Source organism: Stenotrophomonas sp. TWI602 (assembly GCF_039674045.1).
GTDB lineage: Bacteria > Pseudomonadota > Gammaproteobacteria > Xanthomonadales > Xanthomonadaceae > Stenotrophomonas.
In genome coordinates, this window is sequence record NZ_JBDJMT010000005.1 from 196,051 (window position 1) to 217,634 (window position 21,584).

14 protein-coding genes and 1 pseudogene are annotated in these 21,584 nt (G+C 64.5%); 8 read left to right on the plus strand and 7 right to left on the minus strand.

Annotation, left to right across the window (positions count from 1 at the left end; genetic code table 11):
* Nucleotides 1–4: 4 nt before the first annotated feature.
* The 6 genes and pseudogenes from ABE483_RS08145 to ABE483_RS08170 all read left to right on the plus strand — a co-directional run.
* Nucleotides 5–148, plus strand: a pseudogene (locus ABE483_RS08145) (amino acid dehydrogenase); the annotation flags it as partial.
* Nucleotides 145–1,500 carry a glutathione-disulfide reductase gene (gene gorA / locus ABE483_RS08150; RefSeq protein WP_346481482.1) on the plus strand — a complete coding sequence of 452 codons (1,356 nt, stop codon included), beginning with the start codon at nucleotides 145–147 and terminating at the stop codon, nucleotides 1,498–1,500. The pseudogene ABE483_RS08145 and the gene gorA, both read left to right, overlap by 4 nt.
* 260 nt (nucleotides 1,501–1,760) lie before the next feature.
* The gene (locus ABE483_RS08155; protein WP_346481483.1) at nucleotides 1,761–2,681 is read left to right on the plus strand and encodes a DMT family transporter; all 921 of its coding nucleotides are present in this window, start codon (nucleotides 1,761–1,763) and stop codon (nucleotides 2,679–2,681) included.
* Entirely contained in the window at nucleotides 2,678–3,040 is a 363-nt protein-coding gene (locus tag ABE483_RS08160) for an MGMT family protein (RefSeq protein WP_346481484.1), read from the plus strand. Before ABE483_RS08155 ends, ABE483_RS08160 begins: the two co-directional genes overlap by 4 nt.
* A gap of 89 nt (nucleotides 3,041–3,129) precedes the next feature.
* Nucleotides 3,130–3,804, plus strand: coding sequence for a rhomboid family intramembrane serine protease (locus tag ABE483_RS08165; RefSeq protein ID WP_070470961.1), 675 nt, complete (start codon nucleotides 3,130–3,132; stop codon nucleotides 3,802–3,804).
* A 383-nt stretch (nucleotides 3,805–4,187) separates the two neighbouring features.
* Nucleotides 4,188–7,226, plus strand: coding sequence for a TonB-dependent receptor (locus tag ABE483_RS08170; protein WP_346481485.1), 3,039 nt, complete (start codon nucleotides 4,188–4,190; stop codon nucleotides 7,224–7,226).
* Nucleotides 7,227–7,379: 153 nt separating this feature from the next.
* Here the strand turns inward: ABE483_RS08170 and ABE483_RS08175 are convergent, their stop codons facing one another.
* The 4 genes from ABE483_RS08175 to ABE483_RS08190 form a co-directional block, all read right to left on the minus strand.
* Nucleotides 7,380–9,392, minus strand: coding sequence for a M13 family metallopeptidase (locus ABE483_RS08175; RefSeq protein ID WP_346481486.1), 2,013 nt, complete (start codon nucleotides 9,390–9,392; stop codon nucleotides 7,380–7,382).
* A 144-nt stretch (nucleotides 9,393–9,536) separates the two neighbouring features.
* Nucleotides 9,537–11,645, minus strand: coding sequence for a M13-type metalloendopeptidase (locus ABE483_RS08180; protein ID WP_346463061.1), 2,109 nt, complete (start codon nucleotides 11,643–11,645; stop codon nucleotides 9,537–9,539).
* Between the two features lie 219 nt (nucleotides 11,646–11,864).
* Nucleotides 11,865–14,678 (minus strand): TonB-dependent receptor, encoded by a 2,814-nt coding sequence (locus ABE483_RS08185; RefSeq protein WP_313219001.1) that lies wholly within the window; start codon nucleotides 14,676–14,678, stop codon nucleotides 11,865–11,867.
* A gap of 530 nt (nucleotides 14,679–15,208) precedes the next feature.
* Nucleotides 15,209–18,010: a TonB-dependent receptor gene (locus tag ABE483_RS08190; protein ID WP_346481487.1), complete on the minus strand. Its 2,802-nt coding sequence runs from the start codon at nucleotides 18,008–18,010 to the stop codon at nucleotides 15,209–15,211.
* Between the two features lie 205 nt (nucleotides 18,011–18,215).
* Between ABE483_RS08190 and apbC the strand changes: the two genes are divergently transcribed.
* Entirely contained in the window at nucleotides 18,216–19,073 is an 858-nt protein-coding gene (apbC, locus tag ABE483_RS08195) for an iron-sulfur cluster carrier protein ApbC (RefSeq protein WP_313219000.1), read from the plus strand.
* A 181-nt stretch (nucleotides 19,074–19,254) separates the two neighbouring features.
* Nucleotides 19,255–19,827 (plus strand): dCTP deaminase, encoded by a 573-nt coding sequence (gene dcd / locus ABE483_RS08200; protein WP_019182646.1) that lies wholly within the window; start codon nucleotides 19,255–19,257, stop codon nucleotides 19,825–19,827.
* 302 nt (nucleotides 19,828–20,129) lie between these two features.
* On the opposite strand, the gene ABE483_RS08205 is transcribed toward dcd, so the two are convergent.
* Genes ABE483_RS08205 through ABE483_RS08215 form a run of 3 tightly spaced genes read right to left on the minus strand, consistent with a single transcriptional unit; the run spans nucleotide 20,130 to nucleotide 21,409 of the window.
* On the minus strand, nucleotides 20,130–20,297 hold the full coding sequence (locus ABE483_RS08205) for a DUF5668 domain-containing protein (RefSeq protein ID WP_019182647.1): 168 nt from the start codon (nucleotides 20,295–20,297) through the stop codon (nucleotides 20,130–20,132).
* A gap of 15 nt (nucleotides 20,298–20,312) precedes the next feature.
* Nucleotides 20,313–20,735 carry an HIT family protein gene (locus ABE483_RS08210; RefSeq protein ID WP_313208942.1) on the minus strand — a complete coding sequence of 141 codons (423 nt, stop codon included), beginning with the start codon at nucleotides 20,733–20,735 and terminating at the stop codon, nucleotides 20,313–20,315.
* Entirely contained in the window at nucleotides 20,732–21,409 is a 678-nt protein-coding gene (locus tag ABE483_RS08215; RefSeq protein ID WP_346481488.1) for a dienelactone hydrolase family protein, read from the minus strand. The genes ABE483_RS08210 and ABE483_RS08215 overlap by 4 nt, the downstream gene beginning before the upstream one ends.
* Nucleotides 21,410–21,584 lie beyond the last annotated feature (175 nt).

Below are 21,584 nucleotides of genomic sequence, written 5' to 3' on the forward strand. Positions count from 1 at the left end.
CACGCACCCTCACGTCTGGATCGCAGCCGGTCGTGGCATGCTGGGCACGAGCATGAGCGTCGGCTCCGGCCAGTTGATGGCAGACCTGATCAACGGCCGCGCGCCGGCAATCGATCCTGCCCCTTACCGAGTTGAGCGATGCCAATGACGACGCAATACGACTATGACCTGATCGTGCTGGGCGGTGGTTCCGGCGGCCTCGCCGCTGCCTTCCGCGCGGCGCAGCACGGCCAGCGCGTGGCGATGCTGGAGCCGGGCGAACTGGGCGGCACCTGCGTCAATGTCGGCTGCGTGCCGAAGAAGGCGATGTGGCTGGCGGCCGATCTTTCCGGCCGTATCGGCCTGGCCGCCGCAATGGGCTTCGATGTGCCGGTGCGCCCCCCGCTGGACTGGAAAGAACTGGTGGTGCATCGGCAGGCCTACATCGCCAACATCCATTCCAGTTATCTCAAGCGACTCAATGAGAACAAGGTGGTGCGTGTACCGCGCCGTGGCCGGCTTGTGGATGCGCACACCGTGGAGTGCAGCGATGGCGTGCGCATCAGTGCCGCTCACATCCTGATCGCGACCGGTGCGTATCCGCAACGGCCGGAGATTCCCGGAGCCGAACTGGGCCTGGTCTCCGATGATTTCTTCAACCTGTGCGGCGCACCGGAGCGCGTGGCCATCGTCGGCGGTGGCTATATCGCGGTGGAGCTGGCCGGGCTGCTGCAGGCGCTCGGTAGCCGCGTGACGCTGCTGGTACGTGGCGAGCGGCTGCTGGAGCGCTTCGATGCAGAACTGACCGCACAGCTTGCCGAGAACCTGCGCCACCAAGGCGTACAGATCCATTTCGGTTACCGCCTGCGCGAGCTGCAGCGTGACGGCGATGCCGTGGTCGCGCTCGGCCATGATGGCCCGGCCGACGGTCATTTCGATGCGGTGTTCTTTGCCACCGGGCGACGCGGCAACAGTGCCGATCTGGGGTTGGAAGCGCTCGGCGTGGTGATCGGTGACAAGGGCGAGGTCGAGGTCGACGCGTGGCAGACCACCGCGGTACCCAGCGTGCACGCAGTGGGCGACATTGCCGGCAAGGTTGGCCTGACCCCGGTGGCGATCGCCGCGGCGCGCAAGCTGATGGACCGCCTGTTCGGTGGCCAGCCGCAGGCCAGGATGGACTATGAGAACGTGGCCAGTGTGGTGTTCTCGCATCCGGCCTTGGGCGCGGTGGGGCTGAGCGAAGAAGAGGCCTGTGCGAGATACGGCGATGTGCGCGTGTATCGCAGCAACTTCCGCCCGATGCTGCAGGCCTTGGCCGATGGCACCCAGCGCAGCCTGTTCAAGCTGGTCTGCGTGGGCGAGGAGGAGCGTGTGGTCGGTGTCCACCTGCTGGGCGAGTCTGCCGATGAAATCCTGCAGGGGTTTGCACTGGCAGTGAAGATGGGCGTGACCAAGGCCCAGTTCGACGACACCGTGGCAATCCATCCGACCTCCGCAGAAGAAGTCGTATTGATGCGCTGAAAGCGCATCAGCGGCGTGCAGCCGCCGAAGCCGCAGCAGGAATCCGGTAGTGCCACGCCATGCGTGGCAACCGCGCACCGCGCGGCACAACCTTCCGCAGGCGCACAGCTCGGTGGCTTGCCGTGTCCTTTCCGCAGTTGAAACAGGATCGGAGCGCCGTTCCCGCAGCGTCTGCCGGCGCAGAACACCCGCCGCCACGCATGCGACAATGGCCGCCCCCCACCTGACCAGCCGCCCCCGAGCGGCTGTCCGCCGTCCTGATGCCGTCACCCGCTTCCCCGCTCCCCACGTCCTCCAGCCGCATCGCCGCCGGCGGCATCGCCTTGGCCGCAATTGGCGCGATCGCGGCCTCGGGCAAAGCGGTCATCGTCAAACTCGCGTATCGGCATGGCGTGGATGCCACCACACTGCTGGCGTTGCGGATGCTGATGGCGTTTCCGCTGTTCGCGGTGCTGGCGGTATGGTCGGCGCGGCGCGCGCCGGCATTGTCATGGGGCGACCGCGGGCGCGTGGTGTGGCTGGGCTTCACCGGGTATTACTTGTCCAGCCTGCTCGACTTCCAGGGCCTGCAGTACATCAGCGTCACCCTGGAACGCCTGATCCTGTACTTGAACCCGACCCTGGTGCTGCTGATCAGCCTGGTCCTGCTGAAAAAGCGCCCGGGTCGCTGGCAGGTGGCGGCACTGGTGCTCAGCTATCTCGGCGTGCTGCTGGCCTTTGGCCATGACCTGCAGCTGGAAGGCGGGCGCATCGTGCTGGGCAGTGCGCTGGTGTTCGCCAGTGCGCTGAGCTATGCGCTGTATCTGTTCGGCAGTGGCCAGGTGGTGGCGCGGATCGGTGCGATCCGCCTGACCGCCTATGCCAGCTGCGTGGCCTGCGTGCTGTGCGTGCTGCACTTCGCTGTGCTGCACCCGATGTCCGCGCTGGGCCAGGCGCCCACGCCGGTGTACTGGCTGTCGCTGATCAATGCGACGGTCTGCACGGTGCTGCCGGTGATGGCGATCATGCTGGCGGTGAAGCGGATCGGCTCGTCGCTGGCCGCCCAGGTGGGTATGCTCGGTCCGGTCTCCACCATCGTGATGAGTCTATGGCTGCTCGACGAACCCATGGGGCCGTGGCAGATCCTCGGCACGGCCCTGGTCCTGCTCGGCGTGCTGCTGGTCAGCCGGGTCCGCGCGTGAACGCGGCCGCCGTGGGCGATGACCCGGCGGCGCAGGCGCGTGCACGGATTTTGGCGGTGATCCGCGCGATCCCGCGCGGGCAGGTGATGGGCTACGGCCAGGTCGCCGCCAAGGCGGGGCTGCCGGGCAGGGCGCGGCTGACCGCGCGCGTGCTTGGCATGAATGATGACCCGGACCTGCCGTGGCACCGCGTGCTGCGTTCGGACGGGCGCATTGCAATGCCCGAAGGCTCGGCAGGGTGGAAGGAACAGAGCCAGCGGCTGCGCGCCGAGGGCGTGATGATCGAACGGGGGCGGGTGAAGGGCATGCCCGTAACCGGCGCCAACGATCTGGATGCCGCCCTGTGGGGACCGGGCTGACGCTGCCTGTCGGTTGAACGCGGGCGCCGCCACGCAGATGGCGGCCGGGCGCTGCGGCTATGATGGGCGCAGTTCCAAAGGATGCCCCCATGTTTCCGCGACTGCCTACTGTCACCAAAGCGCTGTTGATCGCCAACGCCGTGCTGTTCCTGCTGCAGCAGCCATTCCTGCTCGGCAACGGCACCTTCGAGCCTTTCATGCTGCAGCCATTGGGCGGCGGCTTCGATCCGTTCTCGCCGGGCGGCAACTTCCAGCCCTGGCAGCTTCTGACCTATGGCTTCCTGCATGGCAGCTTCGGCCATCTGTTCTTCAACATGCTCGCGCTCTTCATGTTCGGCGCGCCGCTGGAACAGACCTGGGGTGAGAAGCGCTTCCTGATCTATTACCTGGTGTGCGTCGCCGGTGCCGGCCTGTGCCAGCTGCTGGTCGGCATGATGCTGGCCGATCCGGCCACGGTGCTGGGTGCGTCCGGTGGCGTGTTCGGTCTGCTGCTGGCCTACGGCATGCTGTTCCCGAACCAGCGGGTGATGCTGCTGTTCCCGCCGATCCCCATGAAGGCACGCACGTTCGTGATCGTGTTCGGTGCGATGGAGCTGATGCTGGGCGCCACCGGCTGGCAGCCGGGCGTGGCCCACTTCGCGCATCTGGGCGGCATGTTGTTCGGCTGGCTGCTGATCCGCTACTGGCGGGGCCAACCACCGTTCAACAACCGTCGTCCGCCGGGCCCGCCGAAGCGACCCAATCACCTGCGCAGCATCAAGTAAGGCGTTGAATGTCGTGAAATGCACCTTGCGCCCTGACGGGCGTGAGGCTGCGTTGTCGTGTTCGCCTCCTTTTTATTCGTGGTGCGTCGTCTTTGCCCGGGTGCCTTCGCAATCAGCATACAGAAAGTGTGGGTAACGTCCCGTATCCAGATAAAAAACTGAGATGGATTATCTCGATATGCCTCGGATAATTGTCGTGATCAGCTTTTTTTCGTCGGGAATTAGAATAAACCTCTTCTCATTCAGTGAGTTAGATGTCAGTTCAGTTTGAATTGCGGCTTGCAAAACAGTGAAATTAAGATCGGGTTCAGTTGCGGATGAACGTCATTTCGCCGCAACGCTGCTGACATTTCGGTATGCAACTCCCGACTCAAGGACACTCCATGACACCCAGCATCCCGGCCAATCGGCTGAAGCGCACGGCCTTGGCCGTCATCCTGACCTCCTTCATCGGCGCCGCCGCAGCACAGAGCACCACGGGCTCCGTCTACGGCTCTGTGCCGTCCGCCGCGGGCACTACGGTTGTCGTGCAAAGTGACACTGGCCTGCGCCGCTCGGCCACCGTCGATGCCAACGGCCGTTACACCCTGGGTTCGCTGCCGGTGGGGCGCTACACCGTGACCCTGCAGCGCGACGGGCAGGTTGTCGAGACGCGCACCGACGTGCAGCTGATCGTCGGTGCCGGTACCGAAGTCTCCTTCAGCCGCGGTGGCAGCGCCGGTGGCGATGCGACCACCCTCGGCACCGTCAATGTGACAGCGACCAATGTGCCCAAGATCGATGTGAGCAACACGGTGTCGCGCTCGGTGATCACCTCCGAACAGTTGGATGTACTGCCCCTGGGCCGCAGTGCGGAAGCCATCGCGCTGCTCGCCCCGGGTGTGGTCGGCGGCAGCGGCGCCTTCAGCAACGGCTCGCGCTCGGTGCTTTCCTTCGGGGGGTCCAGCGTCAGCGAGAACGCGTATTACATCAATGGCTTCAACGCGACCAACCCGCTGAACAGCCTCGGTGGCGTCAGCCTGCCCTACGGCTCGATCGATCAGCAGGAAACGTTCACCGGTGGCTATGGCGCAAGCTATGGCCGTTCCACGGGCGGCGTGATCAACCAGCTCGGCAAGCGCGGTACAAACGAATGGCATTTTGGATTCCAGACCACCTGGCAGCCCGACTCCCTGGCCGAATCGCCCCGCGACATTCTGTATCCGGACCGCGGGCTGCAGGAGGGGTATGAATTCGAGGATCCGACACTGCCCGGCACGCTGTACCGCTCGCGTCGCGGCGACAAGGCGACCCGTACCACCTACAGCGGCTACGTCAGCGGCCCGCTCATCGAAGACCGGCTGTTCGTCCATCTGGCGGCCGAGCAGGATAAGTCCGACGGCGTGTCCACGGCCTCCATCGAGTCGGCGCAGCAGTCGCGCAGCCACTACACCATTGATGCCCCGAAGTTCTACGGCAAGATCGACTGGAACATCAATGACAGCAACACGCTGGAATACACGCGTCTCCAGAACACGGACCGTTACGACGCCTATTACCGGGACTTCGATTACGAGACCCGCAGCGAGGGCGAGCGCACGGGGACGTTTGCCAACACGACGAAGGTGAAGGACACCTACGACGTCTTCAAGTTCACCAGCTACCTCACCGACGACCTCACGCTCAGCGCACTGTGGGGGCGAAGCAAGCAGGACAACCTGGACTCCAATCCCTTGAGTTCGGGCAATCCTCTCATCAGTGGCGCCAACAACCAGGATCCGTTGATCACCGGTGGCACCCCGATCCGCAACGATCAGCCGGCGGCCAACGACAAGGCCTACAACGCGGGCAGCACGTCGCGTGGCCTGCGCGTGGACCTGCAGTACCGCATCGGCGATCACGAGATCACCGGTGGTATCGACAACATGACCTTCCAGGGCAGCAACGAAGGCGAGGCGATGACCGGCCCCGGCTACGCCTGGATCTACTCGCGCATCGCCCCAGGTTCGTCGCCGTCGCCTGGCTTCGATATCACCCCGCCCGGTGGCGAGGGTTACTTCGTGCAGAAGTACATCTACTCCACCACCACCAGCATGTCGCTGAAGCAGAAGGCGTACTACCTTGAAGACCGCTGGCAGGTGACGCCGAACTGGCTGCTGACCCTGGGCGTACGCAACGACACGTTCACCAATTACAACAGCGCCGCCGTGGCGTATGTCGAAACCGGCGACCAGTGGGCGCCCCGGCTGGGCGCGGCGTGGGACGTATTCGGTGATTCTTCGCTGAAGGTGTTCGCCAACCTGGGCCGCTATTTCCTGGCGCTGCCCAACAGTGTGGCCATCCGCGGTGCGTCGGCGTCGACCTACACCCGCGAGTACTTCACGTACACGGGAATCGACGCGAATGGCAATCCGACCGGACTGGGCGAACTGGGGCCGGGCCCGGTGTCGGCCAACAATGAGTATGGACAGACGCCGGATCCGCGCAGCGTGGCGCCGAGCGATCTGAAGTCGCAGTACCAGGACGAGCTGATCCTCGGCTTCGAGAAGACCCTCGGCACGGCGTGGAACAGCGGCGCGAAAGTCACCTACCGTCGCCTGCAGACCGCGATCGACGATACCTGCGATTCGGACCGCATCTACGACAAGCTCGATGCCATGGGTGTGGATTCCAGCAACCTGGAGGTGCCGGGCTGCGTGATCTTCAACCCGGGCAAGACCAATACCTTCCTGGTCAAGAAGACCGACGGCTCCGGCTACGTGCCAGTGAGCATGAGCGGGGCGGACTGGGGGCTGGGCAGCAACAAGGCCAAGCGTGATTACGTGGCGGTCGATCTGTTTGTCGAACATCCGATGAGCAACAACTGGTATGGCCGTCTCGACTACACCTGGTCGCGCAGTTTCGGAAACACCGAAGGACAGGTCAAATCGGACATCGGCCAGGATGATGTCTCCAAGACCCAGGACTGGGATTCTTCCTACCTGATGGAGTACGCCGGTGGCTATCTCGCCAACGATCGCCGTCATCAGTTGAAGGGCTACGGGGCCTATCAGTTCACGCCGGAGTGGACGGCGTCGGCCACGCTGCGCGTGATGTCCGGTGCGCCGAAGAGCTGCCTGGGCTATTACGGCGCCGACCAGAGTGATCCGATCGCCTACGGCTCGGCCTACCACTATTGCAATGGCAGCCCCTCGCGTCCGGGCGATGCCGGCCGCCAGCCGTGGACCACGCGCGTGGACCTGGGCGTGATGTATCGCCCCACGTTCGCCCAGCAACGTCTTGGCTTCGGGCTGGATGTGTTCAACGTGTTCAACCAGCGCCGCGCGCTGCAGTCGGATGCGACGTACCAGGCAGGGCCCGACACCGTGTCCAATCTCTATGGTATCGGGACCTACCTTACTGCGCCGCGCACGGTTCGGCTGTCGGCGTCCTACGACTTCTAACGTACTCCCTCACTCTCCGTGGACGGGTCTTCGACCCCGGCGCCTGCCGGGGTCTTTTTTGCCTGGTTGGCGGGTTATGGACACAAAAAAAAGGCGCCCTTGGGGCGCCTTCTTCGTCAGCCGCTGCGGCTCAGCGCAGGTCCGGCAGGGGGCTCAGCGCCAGACCTTGATCTGGTCGTTATCCACGCGCTGCATCGGCTGGCCGGGCTTGCAGGTGAACGTGGCACCGAACGCCGGCAGGTTGGACAGCGGGCCGTTGGTGCGCCAGCGGCCCGGGGCTAGGATGTCCGAGGTCACGCGCTGGGCGGCCACGTTCGGCGACAGCTGCTGCGGCCACAGGCTCGCCCACGCACGGAAGAAGCCCTGCTGGGCGGCCGGCTTGGCCGCCGGTTCGACAGCCTTGTAAGCCTCCCACGCCAGTTCCAGACCGGCCAGGTCGGCCAGATTCTCTTCGCGGGTGAGTTCACCGTTGACCTTGGCACCCTTCACGCCCGGGTAGTCGTAGCCGCTGTACTGGGCGGCCACGCGGTTGCCGAACAGGGTCCAGGCGGTCTTGTCGGCCGGGGTCCACCAGCTGCGCAGTTCGCCCTTGGCATCCACCAGCGCGCCCTTGGCGTCGATCGCACGGGTCAGTTCGTGCGCGACCAGCGCGCCGTAGCTGCCGAACAGGTCGGCGGTGTCGCCCTTAGCATTGAACACCGGGCCCTGCAGCACGGCGGCAGTGACGATCAGGCGGTTCTGCGCGATGTCATACGCCAGTGCCGGCTGCTGCGGCAGCACGTCCCAGCGGCGGTCGGCGTTGCCCTTGCCGATGCGCTTCATTTCCTCGCGGTGGCGCCAGGTGGAGGCGATCAGCATGTTGCCGCCGAAGCTGCCGCGGCCCATCGGCTGCACCGTGTAGTCCAGATCGCGCAGCGGGGTGCCGATCTCGATCTTCAGCGCAGCCAGCTTGGCCTGTGCTTCGGTCTTGGCCTCATCGCTCATCCAGGTGCTGCGCTTGACCGCATCGATCTGCACTTCGCGGATCTTGTCCACGACCAGCGCTGCCTTGCGACGGTCGTCGGCCGAGAGGTGCTTGGCCGCATATTCGCGGCCGACCATCGGGCCGGCAGCCACGTTGATCGCATCCAGCACCTGCTCCCAGCGCGCCGGCGGCAGGGTCTGGCCACGCATCACACGGCCACGGAATTCGAATTCGGCATCGCGGTAGGCCTTGGACAGGTACGGGGCCATTGCATCACCCACGCGCCAGCGCAGGTAGACCTTCCACTGTTCCGGCTTGAGCCGGGTGACCATGCCGTCGAGTTGCTTGAACAGCGCCGGATCGGACAGCGAGACCAGGTCGTCATTGACGCCCTGCGCCTTCAGGAAGGCCTCCAGCTGCAGGTTGCGGTAACGGCTGTTGAGCTCCTTGGTGGAGATCGGCGCGTAGTTGTTGAACGGATTGTTGATGCCGGCCAGCGACTGCGCATTGCGCGCCAGCTCGGTCTCCAGCGCGATCACCGACTGCGATTCGGCATCGAGCTTGTCAGCCGGGGTACCGGTCAGCGCCAGCACCTGCTTGACGTAAGTGCGGTAGCGCGCCATCAGCGCGACGGTGTCGGCATCGGTACGGGTATAGAACGCCGGGTCCGGCAGGCCCATGCCGCCCTGCATGAAGTAGCCGATGTGGCGGTCCAGCGCCTTGAGGTCGACGTCCGGGGCGAAGTTGAAGGCCACCGGAATGCCGACCTGGTGCAGCGCGGCGATCGAGGCCGGCACGTCCTTGGCCTTCTTGATCGCGTTGATGCGGGTCAGCAACGGGGCGATCGGGTTGGAACCGTCGGCTTCCACCGCGGCCTCGTCCAGGCCGCTGGCCCAGAAGTCGCCGAGCAGCTTCTGCACGTTGCCCTGCGGTGCGGTCATCGCCCCATCCAGCAGTTCACGCTGCTGCTGGCGCGCGCGGTCGGCCAGCTGGCCCAGTGCGGTGGTGGCACCGGTCTGCGGCACCGGATTGGCTTTCAGCCAGGTCGCGTTGGTGGCCTCGTAGAAGTCGCTGCACTGGGCGCTGACGGCCGGCGCGCGGGCGGCGGCCTTCTTCTTCGGCGCGGCGTGCGCATCGGGAGCGATGACCAGGGAGGCCAGGCTCAGGCCCAGGGCAATGGCGAGCGGACGGAGGTTGGACATGTAAAGCGAATCCAGCAGGATTGGGATCGCGCGAGTGTACCAAGCAAAGCGAAACGAGCGTGATGGGCAGCATGCGCCGCAAAAGCAAAGGCCCGGGAGATCCCGGGCCTTTGCATGCATCACCTCACGCGTGGGCGCGATGGCTTACCAGATCACGACCTGCTGGTCGCCGGCGCGCACCATCGGCGAACCGGCCTTGCACTGGAACGCCGCGGCGAAGGTCGGCAGGTTCGACGGGGCACCCATCGCGCGGAACTGCGCCGGGGCATGCGGGTCGGTCGCCAGACGGACCTTCATGTTCTCCGGGGTGTACTTGGTGCGCCACACGGTGGCCCAGTTGAAGAAGAAGCGCTGGTCACGGGTGAAGCCGTCGACCTTCGGGTCTTCCTTGCCGGCCGAGGCCTTCTGCAGGGCATCGTAGGCGGTGGCCAGGCCACCCAGGTCGGCGATGTTCTCGCCCAGGGTCAGCTTGCCGTTGACCGGCTGGCCATCCACCTTGTAGCCATCGAACTGCTTGATCAGCTTGCCGGTCAGGCCGCTGAAGTTCTTGGTGTCGGCCTCGGTCCACCAGTTCTCGAAGTTGCCGGTCGGCCCGAAGCGGCTGCCCTGGTCGTCGTAACCGTGGGTCATTTCGTGGCCGATCACCGCACCGATGCCGCCGTAGTTCAGCGCGTCATCGGCCTTCGGGTCGAAGAACGGCGGCTGCAGGATGGCGGCCGGGAACACGATCTCGTTCTGCAGCGGGTTGTAGTAGGCATTGACGGTCTGCGGGGTCATGCCCCATTCGGTCTTGTCCACCGGCTGGCCGATCTTGGACAGCGCGAACTTGTAATTGAACGCGTTCGCCGCGCGCACGTTGCCCAGGTAGCTGTCGCGGCCGGTGGTCAGGCCGCTCCAGTCACGCCACTTGTCCGGGTAGCCGATCTTCGGGGTGAAGGTTTCCCACTTGGCGATCGCCTTGGCCTTGGTCTCGTCGCTCATCCAGGTCAGGCCCTGGATGCGCTCCTTGAGCGAGGCGGCCAGGTTCTTGACCAGTTCTTCCATCTTGGCCTTGGCTTCCGGCGAGAAAGCGACCTTGACGTACAGCTGGCCGAACGCATCACCGGCATCGTTTTCGATGGTGCCCAGCACGCGCTTCCAACGCGGCTTCTGCTCCTTCTGACCGTTCAGGGTCTTGCCGTAGAAGTTGTAGTTCTCATTGACGAACGCATCAGCCAGGTACGGCGAGGCGCCGTCCACGGTGTGGAAGCGCAGGTAGGCACGCCACACCGACGGATCGGTGTCGCCCAGTGCCTTGCTCACTTCCTGGTGGAAGCTCGGCATGGCCAGCGAGAACTTCTCCGGGGCGGCGATGCCCTGGGCCTTGAAGAACTCGGTCCAGCTGAAGTTCGGGGTCAGCTTGTCCGCATCGGCCACGGTGACCGGGTTGTAGAACAGCGAGACATCGCGCGAGAGCTCGACGCTGGACTTGGAGGCCTTGGCCAGGCGCGTTTCGAACTTGACCACGTCGGCGGCCTGCTTCTCGGCATCGGCCGTGGCCACGCCTGCCAGTTCCAGCACCTTGGCCACGTGGGCCTGGTAGGCCTTGAGCTTGTCGGCGTTCTTGGCGTCGGTGTAATAGGTGGTGTCCGGCAGGCCCAGGCCGCCCTGGCTGGCATAGGCCAGGTTCATGCTGGAATTCTTGAAGTCCGCTTCCGGACCGAAGCCGAACAGCACGTTTTCGCCCTTGGCCGCGCTGGTGCGCAGGTAGTTGGCGATCGCGTCCTTGTCCTGCAGGCCGTCGATGGCGGTCAGGTCGGCCTTGATCGGCTCGATGCCCTGGGCATTGATCTTGGCCTCGTCCATGCCGGTGGCCCAGAAGTCGCCGACGATCTTTTCGATGCCGGCCGGATTCTTGACCGCCGCGACCTGCTCGGCGAGCTGGTGCTGCACGGCGACCGAGCGCTCGTCCAGGATGGTGAAGGCGCCCCAGCTGGTACGGTCGGCCGGGATCTCGTTGGCGGCCAGCCACTTGCTGTTGACGTAGTCACCGAACGCACCGCAGGCGTCCATGCTGGTGTCCAGATCGGACGGGTGGAAGGCGTTGTAGGCCGGCAGCTTGCTCTCGTCGAGCTTGTACTCGGTGGCGGCCGTGGCGGCCGGCGCGGCGGTGGAGGCTGCGCTGTCCGTCGCCGGGGTTTCGTTCTTGCCGCAGCCGACCAGCGCGGCCGAAACGGCCAGGGTCAGCAGTACCAGTTTGGGTGTACGAGCGATCACGTGATTGGCCTCCAGGCCGGAAAGTCATGCAGGAATGGCCCCGAAGAGCCTGTGGGCCAGACGATACGCCGCCGGCCCGGCCTGCAAGGGTGTCGAAGGTCATGGCCGATGGCAAGAGGCCCGATCCGGTCAACTCCGGACGTGGCCCTGGCCCGGGGCGGCCAAGGAAAAGCCCCGCCTTGCGGCGGGGCTTGGGGGTGTCATCCCGGGTGCGGCTTAGTTGGTCTTGGTGCCGAAATCGTACTTGGCCTGCACGTACACCGCGCGGCCGTACGGGTTGTAGATGCTGCTGTTGTACGGCGAGGCGATGTTGCCGGCGTAGCTGTGGGCCTGGCCGTCGGGCATCTTGTTGAACACGTTGTTGACCATCACCGAGAGGGTGAGGTTGTCCAACGCCCGGTAGTTCACGCTCAGGTTGTAGGTGGTGTACGAGCCCCACTTGCCGGCCTTGTAACCGGACGGGTGGACGTAGTCGAAGCTCTCGCCCAGGTAGGACATGTAGTTCGGCGTCTTGCCGATGTAGTTGAAGTACAGCGTGGTGGTCCAGCGGTCCTTGGCCCAGCCCACCGAACCATCGGTACGGACCTTGGCGTAGGCATCGTAGTACCACATCGCATACGGGTCGCGCAGCAGATCCAGGTAGTCATCGCCCGGTTGCGGCTGCAGCTCGCGCTTGAGGATGTTGGTGTAGTTGCTGGCGAACTGCAGCGAGCCGAAGCGGCCGATGTCCTGCACGTACTTGAAGCTGGCCGTCAGTGCCTGCAGGTTCTGGCGCGCGACGTTGAGCTTGGGCGTGAAGATCTGCTCGATGTTGCCGGCGGCATCGCGGGTGATCCAGTCCGCAACGTTCTCGCAGCTGGCCGAGGTCGGGTTGCCCTGGCCATTGCGGCAGTAGTATTCCGCGCGCAGCAGCTGGTCCGAGCTCAGGGTGTCGACTTCGTTGTCGATCTTCCAGTTGTAGTAGTCCACCGAGATCGACAGATTGTTCATCGGTGCCCAGACCACGCCGGCATTCCAGACATCGGCGGTGATCGGTTCCAGCTCGGTGTTGCCGGCCTGCACGCCGAACACCGATTCGTTGCCGTAGGGGCAGGCGAGGGTATCGGCCGGGGCATAGCCGAGCTGGCCGCAACGGTAATAATCGACTGCGCCGTTGGCGTAGTAGCCGCTCTCGCCCTGGAAGGCATCGGGCAGGGTCGGTGCACGGAACGCAGTGCCGTACTTGCCGCGGAACAGCAGGCTTTCGATCGGACGGAACTCCACGCCGACGCTGTAGGTGGCCTTGTCGATGGTGTTGTCGGCGATCTTGTAGGCGTCATAGCGACCCGAACCGGTGACGGTCAACGAGTCGATCAGCGGCAGGCGCAGCTCGGAGGTGACGGCGTAGTTGCTGCGATGGCCATTGCCGGCTACCGAGGTGGTGCCCCACACGCTGCCATCCATCAAGCGCTCGTCCGGGCGGTAATCCCAGCCTTCGCTGCCGGCTTCGGCGACCACGGCGAAACCTGCATCGCCACCGGGCAGGGTGAACAACGAGCCGTTGGTGATCTGGAAGCGGCCCAGGTTCTGCCAGGTCTTGCTCTGGTTGTAGGTGTATCCGGTGAAGCTCTGGAAATCACCGGCCGGCAGCTGCGAATAGAACGCGCCCCAGTTCGGGCTGTAGATGTTGTAGCCGTCATCGGTGGTGCCCAGCACCGGGCCGAGCACGCGGTCTTCGAAGTAGCTGTCGATGTCATCGGCCCAGCGCACGAAGCCGCGCTCGGTGAGCTTGTACTCGCCGCGGCTGAAGCTGGCGCTATAGTCCCAGTTGCCGAACGTGCCACGCCCGCCGAGGGTGACCTGGTAGGCCTTGTTGCGGTCGGTGTTGAGGATGTCCTTGTAGCCGTTCGGCCCGATGTCTTCAGGCGCGAACGCGCGCTGCAGGTTCATGTACTGATCGGTGTCCTGGTCATAGAACGCGCCGAAACTCAGGTCGCTGCCCCAGAACGTATAGCCCGAACCCGGGGTGTACTTGACCTCTTCCAGGCTGTACAGCGCATCGGCGAACAGGGTGAAGTTGTCGTTCACATCGAACGTCATCGAGCTGTAGAACTGGCTGCTCTCCTTGTCGTTCTTCAGGGTGCGGTAGCCGGCGCCGTAGGCCGAACCGCAGGACTCGCCGGCCGCGCGGGTGCCCAGCACGGTGGTGCCGCCGAACTGGCCGGCGACGCTGGCGCAGCGGGTCGGATCCATCATCACGAACGCGTTGTTGTCCGCCGGCAGGTAGACCAGGAAATCATTGGCCGGCACCTGCGCGCTGTAACCGACGCGGTTGTTGGTGCGGGTCAGGTCGCGCTGGTAGCCCCAGATCGGGTTGCTCTTTTCGTACTGCACATTGACCAGTGCGTTGAAGCGGTCATCGGCGCTGTTGAAGCCCCTGGCGCCGCTGACGCGGATGTTGTTGCCGCCGCCTTCGGTGGTGGCGCCCCCGCGGACGTTGAGCACGCCGCCGTCCATGCGTTCTTTCAGGATGATGTTGACCACGCCGGCGATCGCATCCGAGCCGTACAGCGAGGACTGGCCGCCGGGCAGGATCTCGATGCGCTCGACGATGTCGATCGGAATGCCGCTGAGGTTGTTGAACGCGTCGCTGCCGTTGTAAAGCGCCGGGTACTGCAGCATCGGCCGGCCATTGATCAGGTACTTGGTGTAGCCCGGATCCAGGCCGAACATGCCGGCCGCTTCGGCGCCCTGGGTGAACGAGGCGGCGGTCTGGCCGCCCTGCAGGCCGCCGGTGGTCAGCGAAGACTGCTGCAGGACTTCGGAGATGCTGGTGAAGCCGCGCGTCTGGATGTCTTCGGCGGTGACAGTCAGGACCGGCGTGTGGTTCTCGATCTCGGTCTGCGGGATCAAGGACCCGGTGACAGTGACACGATCGAGATTGGTGGCGGCGTTGTCCTGTGCGAAGACGGTGGCGCTGGTGAGCAGCAGGCCGGTGAGGACGGCGGCGGCAAGCGGATGACGCGAGATCGAATTACCTTGGCGAGACATGTGCAACCCCATGTAGTGGTGATGTCGTGGCTTTCCCTTCCGTGGGACTTCTTGACTGCGTTCAACAGCGAGCCGGTATCAGGCCTGGGCGGCCATCCTTGGTAGTTTCATTCTGCGTTCAGTTGAAACCGGCGTGCGGCGAACGTAACACACGCTTAACGTGAAATACGCTGAATGGTCATCGCCGATAAGGGCTGTGCATTGACGCAAACTGAAAGGCGTTGAAAAACAATTGCCTGGGCCTAAATGAAATTTTATTTATGTTTCGTCAATGAGTGAATGCTGAATATGGCGCGGAATTAACAACTGAGATCGGTGTGCGTATGCCTGTCCCATAGACGCATCGCACCATCAGAACGTCGGACATGCACATGCCTCTCTCGCGGCGACGCGTGTCGTTGCATTCAGGGCGGCGGACGGGCATCACGCCGGTTGCAGGTGCACAAACGCGAAACGCCCCTTTCGGGGCGTTCCGGTTGGCGAACCGGCAGGGCAGGGCCCTGCACGGTCGCCGGTGCTGCCTGCGGCGATTACTTGCCGAAGTCGTACTTGGCCTGGACGTACACGGCACGGCCGTACGCGTTGTACAGGCCGGTGTTGTACGGCGCACCCGAGGTGCCCAGGTAGCTGTAGGCCTGGCCGTCGGGCATCTTGTTGAACACGTTGTTGACCATCAGCGAAAGCGTCAGGTCGTCCTGTGCGCGATAGTTCACGCTCAGGTTGTACGTGGTGTACGAGCCCCACTTGCCTGCGGCCTTGCCCGATGCCGGGTGGACGTAGTCATAGCCATTGATGCCGGCCAGGTAGTTCGGGGTCTTGCCGATGTAGTTCGCGTACAGCGTGGTGGTGAACTTGTCGACCGACCAGCCCACGGACGCATCGCTGCGGACCTTGGCGAAGTTGTCGTAGTTCCACATCGCGATCGGGTTGCCCAGCAGATCCTGGAACTCCTCGCCCGGCTGCGACTGCACTTCACGCTTGAGCATGTTGGTGTAGTTGGCCGAGAACTGCAGCGAGCCGAAGCGGCCGATGTCCTGCAGATACTTGAAGCCGACCGTCACGGCCTGCAGGTTCTGGCGAGCCACGTTCATCTTCGGGGTGTACAGGCTGCTCAGGTTGCCGGCGGCGTCGCGCACGACCCAGTCGGCCACGTTCTGGCAGCTGGCCGAAGAGCCGTTGGGCAGGCCGTTGCGGCAGTAGTACTCGGCCAGCAGCAGCTGGTCGGTGCTGGCCGTATCGACTTCGTTCTCGATCTTCCAGTTGTAGTAGTCGGCCGAGATGGAGAGGTTCGGCATCGGTGCCCAGACCACGCCTGCATTCCAGACGTCGGCCGTGATCGGCTCCAGGTCCGGGTTGCCCGCGCGCTCGGAGTACACCGAGACGTTGTCGTGGTAACGGCAGTCGGCGGTGTTGCCCGGTGCATAGCCCAGGGTGCCGCAACGGTAGTAGTCGGTCGAGTTGGCCGCGTAGTACCCGCTCTTACCCTGGAAGGCATCGGACAGGGTCGGTGCGCGGAACGCCGTGCCGTACTTGCCGCGGAACAGCAGGCTGTCGATCGGGCGGTATTCCAGACCCAGGCTGTAGGTGGCCTTGTCGACGGTGTTGTCGGCGATCTTGAACGCGTCATAGCGACCCGAAGCGGTCACCGTGACCTGCTCCAGCACCGGCATGCGCAGTTCGGAGGTCACCGCATAATTGCTGCGGTGGCCATTGCCGGCCACGGCCGAAGAGCCCCACACCTGGCCGTCCAGCAGGCGCTGGTCGGGCGAGTAATCCCAGCCTTCGCTGCCACCTTCGACCACGACCGCGAAGCCGGCGTCACCGCCCGGCAGCGAGAACAGCGAGCCATTGGTGATCTGCACGCGGCCCAGGTTCTGCCAGGTAAGGCTGCGGTTGGTCGCGTAGCCGGTGAAGCTGGCGAAATCTTCCGGCGAGATCGGCGAGTAGAACGCGTCGTAGTTCGGGTTGTAGATGCCCCAGCCGTCGGCCGTGGTGCCCAGCTGCGGGCCCAGCACGTGTTCGGCGAAGTAGTTGTTGATCGGGTCCTTCCAACGCATGAACTTGTTCTCGGTGAGCTTGTACTCACCGCGCGTGAAGCTGGCGCTGTAGTCCCAGTTGCCGGCCATGCCCTTCGCGCCCAGGGTCACCTGGTAGGAGCGGCTCTCGTCACTGTTGAGAACGTCGTTGTAGCCCTGGCCACCGATGTCTTCCGGGGCGAACGCGCGCTGCAGGTTCACCACCTTGCCCGAGGACTGGTCGTAGAAGCCGCCCATCCCGCTCTTGGTGCCCCACCACAGGTAGCTCGAGCCGGAGGTGTACTCGGTCTTTTCCTTGCTGTAGAGCACGTCGGCGAACAGCTGCAGGTTGTCGTTGACGTCGAAGGTCATCGCCGAATAGAACTGGCCGCTGTCCTTGCCGTTCTTCAGCGTCTTGTAGCCGGCGCCGAAGTAGGTGCCGCACGACTGGCCGGTCGGGCGATTGCCCAGCACCGTGGTGCCACCGAACTGGCTGGCCACGTTGGCGCAGTTGTTCGGGTCCATCATGTACAGGCGGTTGGTATCGGCGTCGATGACGGCGAAATCATTGCTCGGCAGCTGCGCGGTGTAGCCGTTGGCATTGGTGGTGCGGGTCAGGTCGCGCTGGTAGCCCCAGATCGGGTTGCTCGACTCGATCTGCACGTTGACCAGTGCGTTGAAGCGGTCATCGAACGCGCTGAAACCATGCGCGCCGCTGAAGCGCACGCTGTTGCCGCCGCCTTCGGTGTAGGTGCCACCACGGACGGAGATGCTGCCGCCGTCCATGCGTTCCTTGAGGATGATGTTGACCACGCCGGCGATGGCGTCCGAACCGTACAGCGACGACTGGCCGCCCGGCAGGACTTCAATGCGCTCGACGATGTCGATCGGAATGCCGCTGATGTTGTTGAACGTATCGCCGCCGTTGTACAGCGCCGGGTACGACATCATCGGACGGCCGTTGATCAGGTACTTGGTGTAGCCCGGATTCAGGCCGAACATGCCCGAGGCTTCCGCGCCCTGGGTGAAGGACGCCGAGGTCTGGCCGCCCTGGAGGCCGCCGGTGGTCAGCGAGGACTGCTGCAGGACTTCGGCCACGCTGGTGAAGCCGCGGGTCTGGATGTCCTGCGCGGTGATGGACATCACCGGGGTCTGGGTTTCGATATCGGTCTGCGGAATCAGCGAGCCGGTGACGGTGACTTTGTCCAGCGTCGTGGCTTTATCCTGTGCCATGGCCGGAGCGGCTGCAGTGGCGATCAGGGCGGAGAACAATGCAGCGGCGAGCGTGTTGCGACGTGCGGTGGTGCTGTAATTCATTGATAGTCCATAGAACAAAACAGAAAAGCACTGACGCCAATGATTCCCTCCCGAAACGCGCGGAAAACGCTCAACGTAGTGCGTTTCGACCGTAACATGAACTTAACGAAAATTGCATGGTTTCGTAGCAACTGGGATTCTCAGTCAGGTGCAGTCAAGGTTGTATAGTGTTGCGTCCCCTTGTTGTGTTTCCGGAGTGCCCGCAGTGAGTGCCAGCCAGACGCGTCGTCCCCACGCCAGTCAAGTGCAGAAGGGGTTGTCACCGCATCCGCGCGTGCGCAACGTGATCGCGGTGGGGTCAGGCAAAGGCGGGGTCGGCAAGTCCACCACCGCGGTCAACCTGGCTGTCGCACTTGCCGCGCTCGGCGCGCGCGTGGGCCTGCTGGATGCCGATATCTACGGCCCCAGCGTACCGGCAATGCTCGGCCTGAGCGGTCGCCCGGAGAGCCCGGACAACAAGTCGATCGAACCGATGCGCGCGTTCGGGGTGGAGACCATGTCGATCGGTTACCTGATCGAGGACGAGACGCCGATGATCTGGCGCGGCCCGATGGCGACCTCGGCGATGACGCAGTTCTTCAACGATACGTTGTGGGACGACCTGGACTACCTGCTGATCGATCTGCCGCCGGGCACGGGCGACATCCAGCTGACGTTGACCCAGAAGATCCCGCTGGCCGGGGCGGTGATCGTCACCACCCCGCAGGACATCGCCACGCTGGATGCGAAGAAGGCGCTGAAGATGTTCGAGAAGGTGGAAGTGCCGGTGCTGGGTATCGTCGAGAACATGGCCGTGCATACCTGCAGCAACTGCGGCCAGGTCGAGCATCTGTTCGGCGAGGGCGGCGGCGAGCGCATGGCCGCCCAGTACGGGGTGCCGCTGCTGGGGTCGCTGCCGCTGGAGATCGGCATCCGCGAGCAGGGCGATGCCGGTACGCCGATCACCGCCGCCGCGCCGGCGTCTTCTGCGGCCCAGGCCTATCTGCGCGCGGCCGAGCGGCTGATCGAGGAAGTGGCCAAGCGGCCGCGGGCCAGCATTCCGATCCTGTCGTCGCTGATCTGAGCGCGCCCCCCCCCGTATCCTCCAGGCCCGGCCCCCGCCGGGCCTGTTCGTTTCCAGGCCCCAATGGCCAGGCAGTTGCCGCGACGGCGTCGACGCTGGTCGCGGCCGGGGCCGCTGTTTAGAATCGACACCCGGGCGCCCATTGGCGGTGCCGTTGTTCCTTCCGCACCCAGGACCCCCCATGAGCATCAAGAGTGACCGCTGGATCCGTCAGATGGCCGAGCAGCACGGCATGATCGAGCCGTTCGAAGCTGGCCAGGTCAAGCAGGCCAACGGCCAGCGCATCGTCAGCTACGGCACCTCCAGCTACGGCTACGACGTCCGTTGCTCGCGCGAGTTCAAGGTGTTCACCAACATCAACTCCACCATCGTGGACCCGAAGCACTTCGACCCGGGCAGCTTCGTGGACATCGTGGGTGATGAGTGCATCATCCCGCCCAACAGCTTCGCGCTGGCGCGCACCGTGGAGTACTTCCGCATCCCGCGCGACACGCTCGTGGTCTGCCTGGGCAAGAGCACCTACGCGCGCTGCGGCATCATCGTCAACGTGACCCCGCTGGAGCCGGAATGGGAAGGCCACGTGACCCTGGAATTCAGCAATACCACGCCGCTGCCGGCGCGCATCTACGCCAATGAAGGCGTGGCGCAGATGCTGTTCTTCCAGGCCGACAAGGACGATATCTGCGAGACGTCCTACAAGGACCGCGGTGGCAAGTACCAGGGCCAGACCGGCGTGACCCTGCCGCGGACCTGATGATCACGCGGGTGGCGCGGCGCACCTGATCGATCCCCGGGCGTGCTGCCGCGTCCGCGCCTGGTAGAGCCGACCGTTGGTCGGCTGCTTCTGTGGTTACCGTTACCCATCAAGGGGCGACCACAGAAAAAGCGCGGAGTACTCCGCGCTTTTTTTGTGGCTTGGTCCGACGTGCGGCGTGGTGACCAAAAGCAGCGGACCCAAAAGCAGCGGACCGAACAGCAGCGGACCGAACAGCAGCGGACCGAACAGCAGCGGACCGAACAGCAGCGGACCGAACAGCAGCGGACCAACGGTCCGCTCTACTTGCCGCGGCCGAACAGCAGGCCGATGCCCACCGCTACCAGCACGACCGGCCACCAGGTGAGGATCAGCTTCCCCATGTTCATGTTGGTCCAGCCGAGATTGCTGGCCAGCAGGAACAGGCCGACGAGGATCAGGACAATGGCGGCGACAAGGTTGGAGCGCATCAGGGGCAGGGTCCGCTAGGGCTGGGGCGAATATCCTAGCCGTTCCTTCCAGAGTGCGACACGCTCGGCCAGCACCTGTGGATCAAAATGGTGTGCCTGCCCCTGGCCCCAGACCGGGCCCGGCCATGCCGGATCGCCGACATGGCGCCCGATCACATGGAAATGCAGCTGGCGCACGATGTTGCCCAGCGAGCCGATGTTGATCTTCTCGACCCCATCGGTGCCTTTGAGCGCCTTGCACGCCCGGTTCAACTCGGTCCGCAGCTTGTCCTGCTGCTCGCCATCCAGGTCGATCCATTCGGTCACGCCACTCAGGCGTGGCACCAGGATCAGCCAGGGATACCTTTCATCGTTCATCAATCGCACTTGCGATAACGGCCCTTCTGCTACCAGTACGCTGTCGGTGGCCAGGCGTGAATCCAGTTCGAACTCGCTCATCCAAGATGCTCCGCAAAGAAGTCCAGGGTGCGTTCCAGCGCCAGGTGGGCGCTGTCTGGATCATACGCATGTCCGACGCTGCGGTTGAAGGCGTGATCGGCCGGGTAGACGAAGGTGGCCATCTGCGGCAGCTTCTCGCGGTGGGCTTTGATCGCCTCCGGGGGGATGCTCTTGTCCTGCGCGCCGAAGTGGAACATGACCGGCGCCTTGGGCGTCTCGTCCAGGTATTTCACGTTGCGGGCCCCGTAATAGCTGACCGAGGGCAGGCCCAGGCGCAGCGCGGAGAGCAGGGCGATGCTGCCGCCCCAGCAGTAGCCGACGGTGCCGACCTTGCCGGCCGGAGCCAGCCGCGAGGCGGCCGCCCGCACGATCTCCAGCGCCTTTTCGACCCCGAGCTCGTCGACCATGGCCAGGCCGGCGGCCACGCCATCGCTGTCGTAAGGCAGCTCCGGCGGTTCGGTGCTGTCCGGGGCCGACTCGGCCAGATCGAAGAACGACGGGGCCAGTACGGCATAGCCCTTGGCGGCGTAATCGTCGGCCACTGCGCGGATGTGCGGGTTGGCGCCGAAGATCTCCTGGATCACCACCAGGCCCCCGCGCGGCTTGCCTTCCGGCGTCGCCTGCCAGGCGCGGACCGGTCCGTAATGCGTATCGAGTGTGATCCACTCACCCATGGTGCGAGACTCCCGTTGGTTCAGGCATTCATTATCGGCCCCGCGCCGGTTAGCGCGATGTCAGGGGGCATGCCGGATCTGGCGGGATCAACCCGATCCGGTTCAGGGGCGTGGGCTGAACGCCGGTATACTTGCCGCCGTTTCCGGCCCCAGGTCCCCCACGCCATTCCGGCAT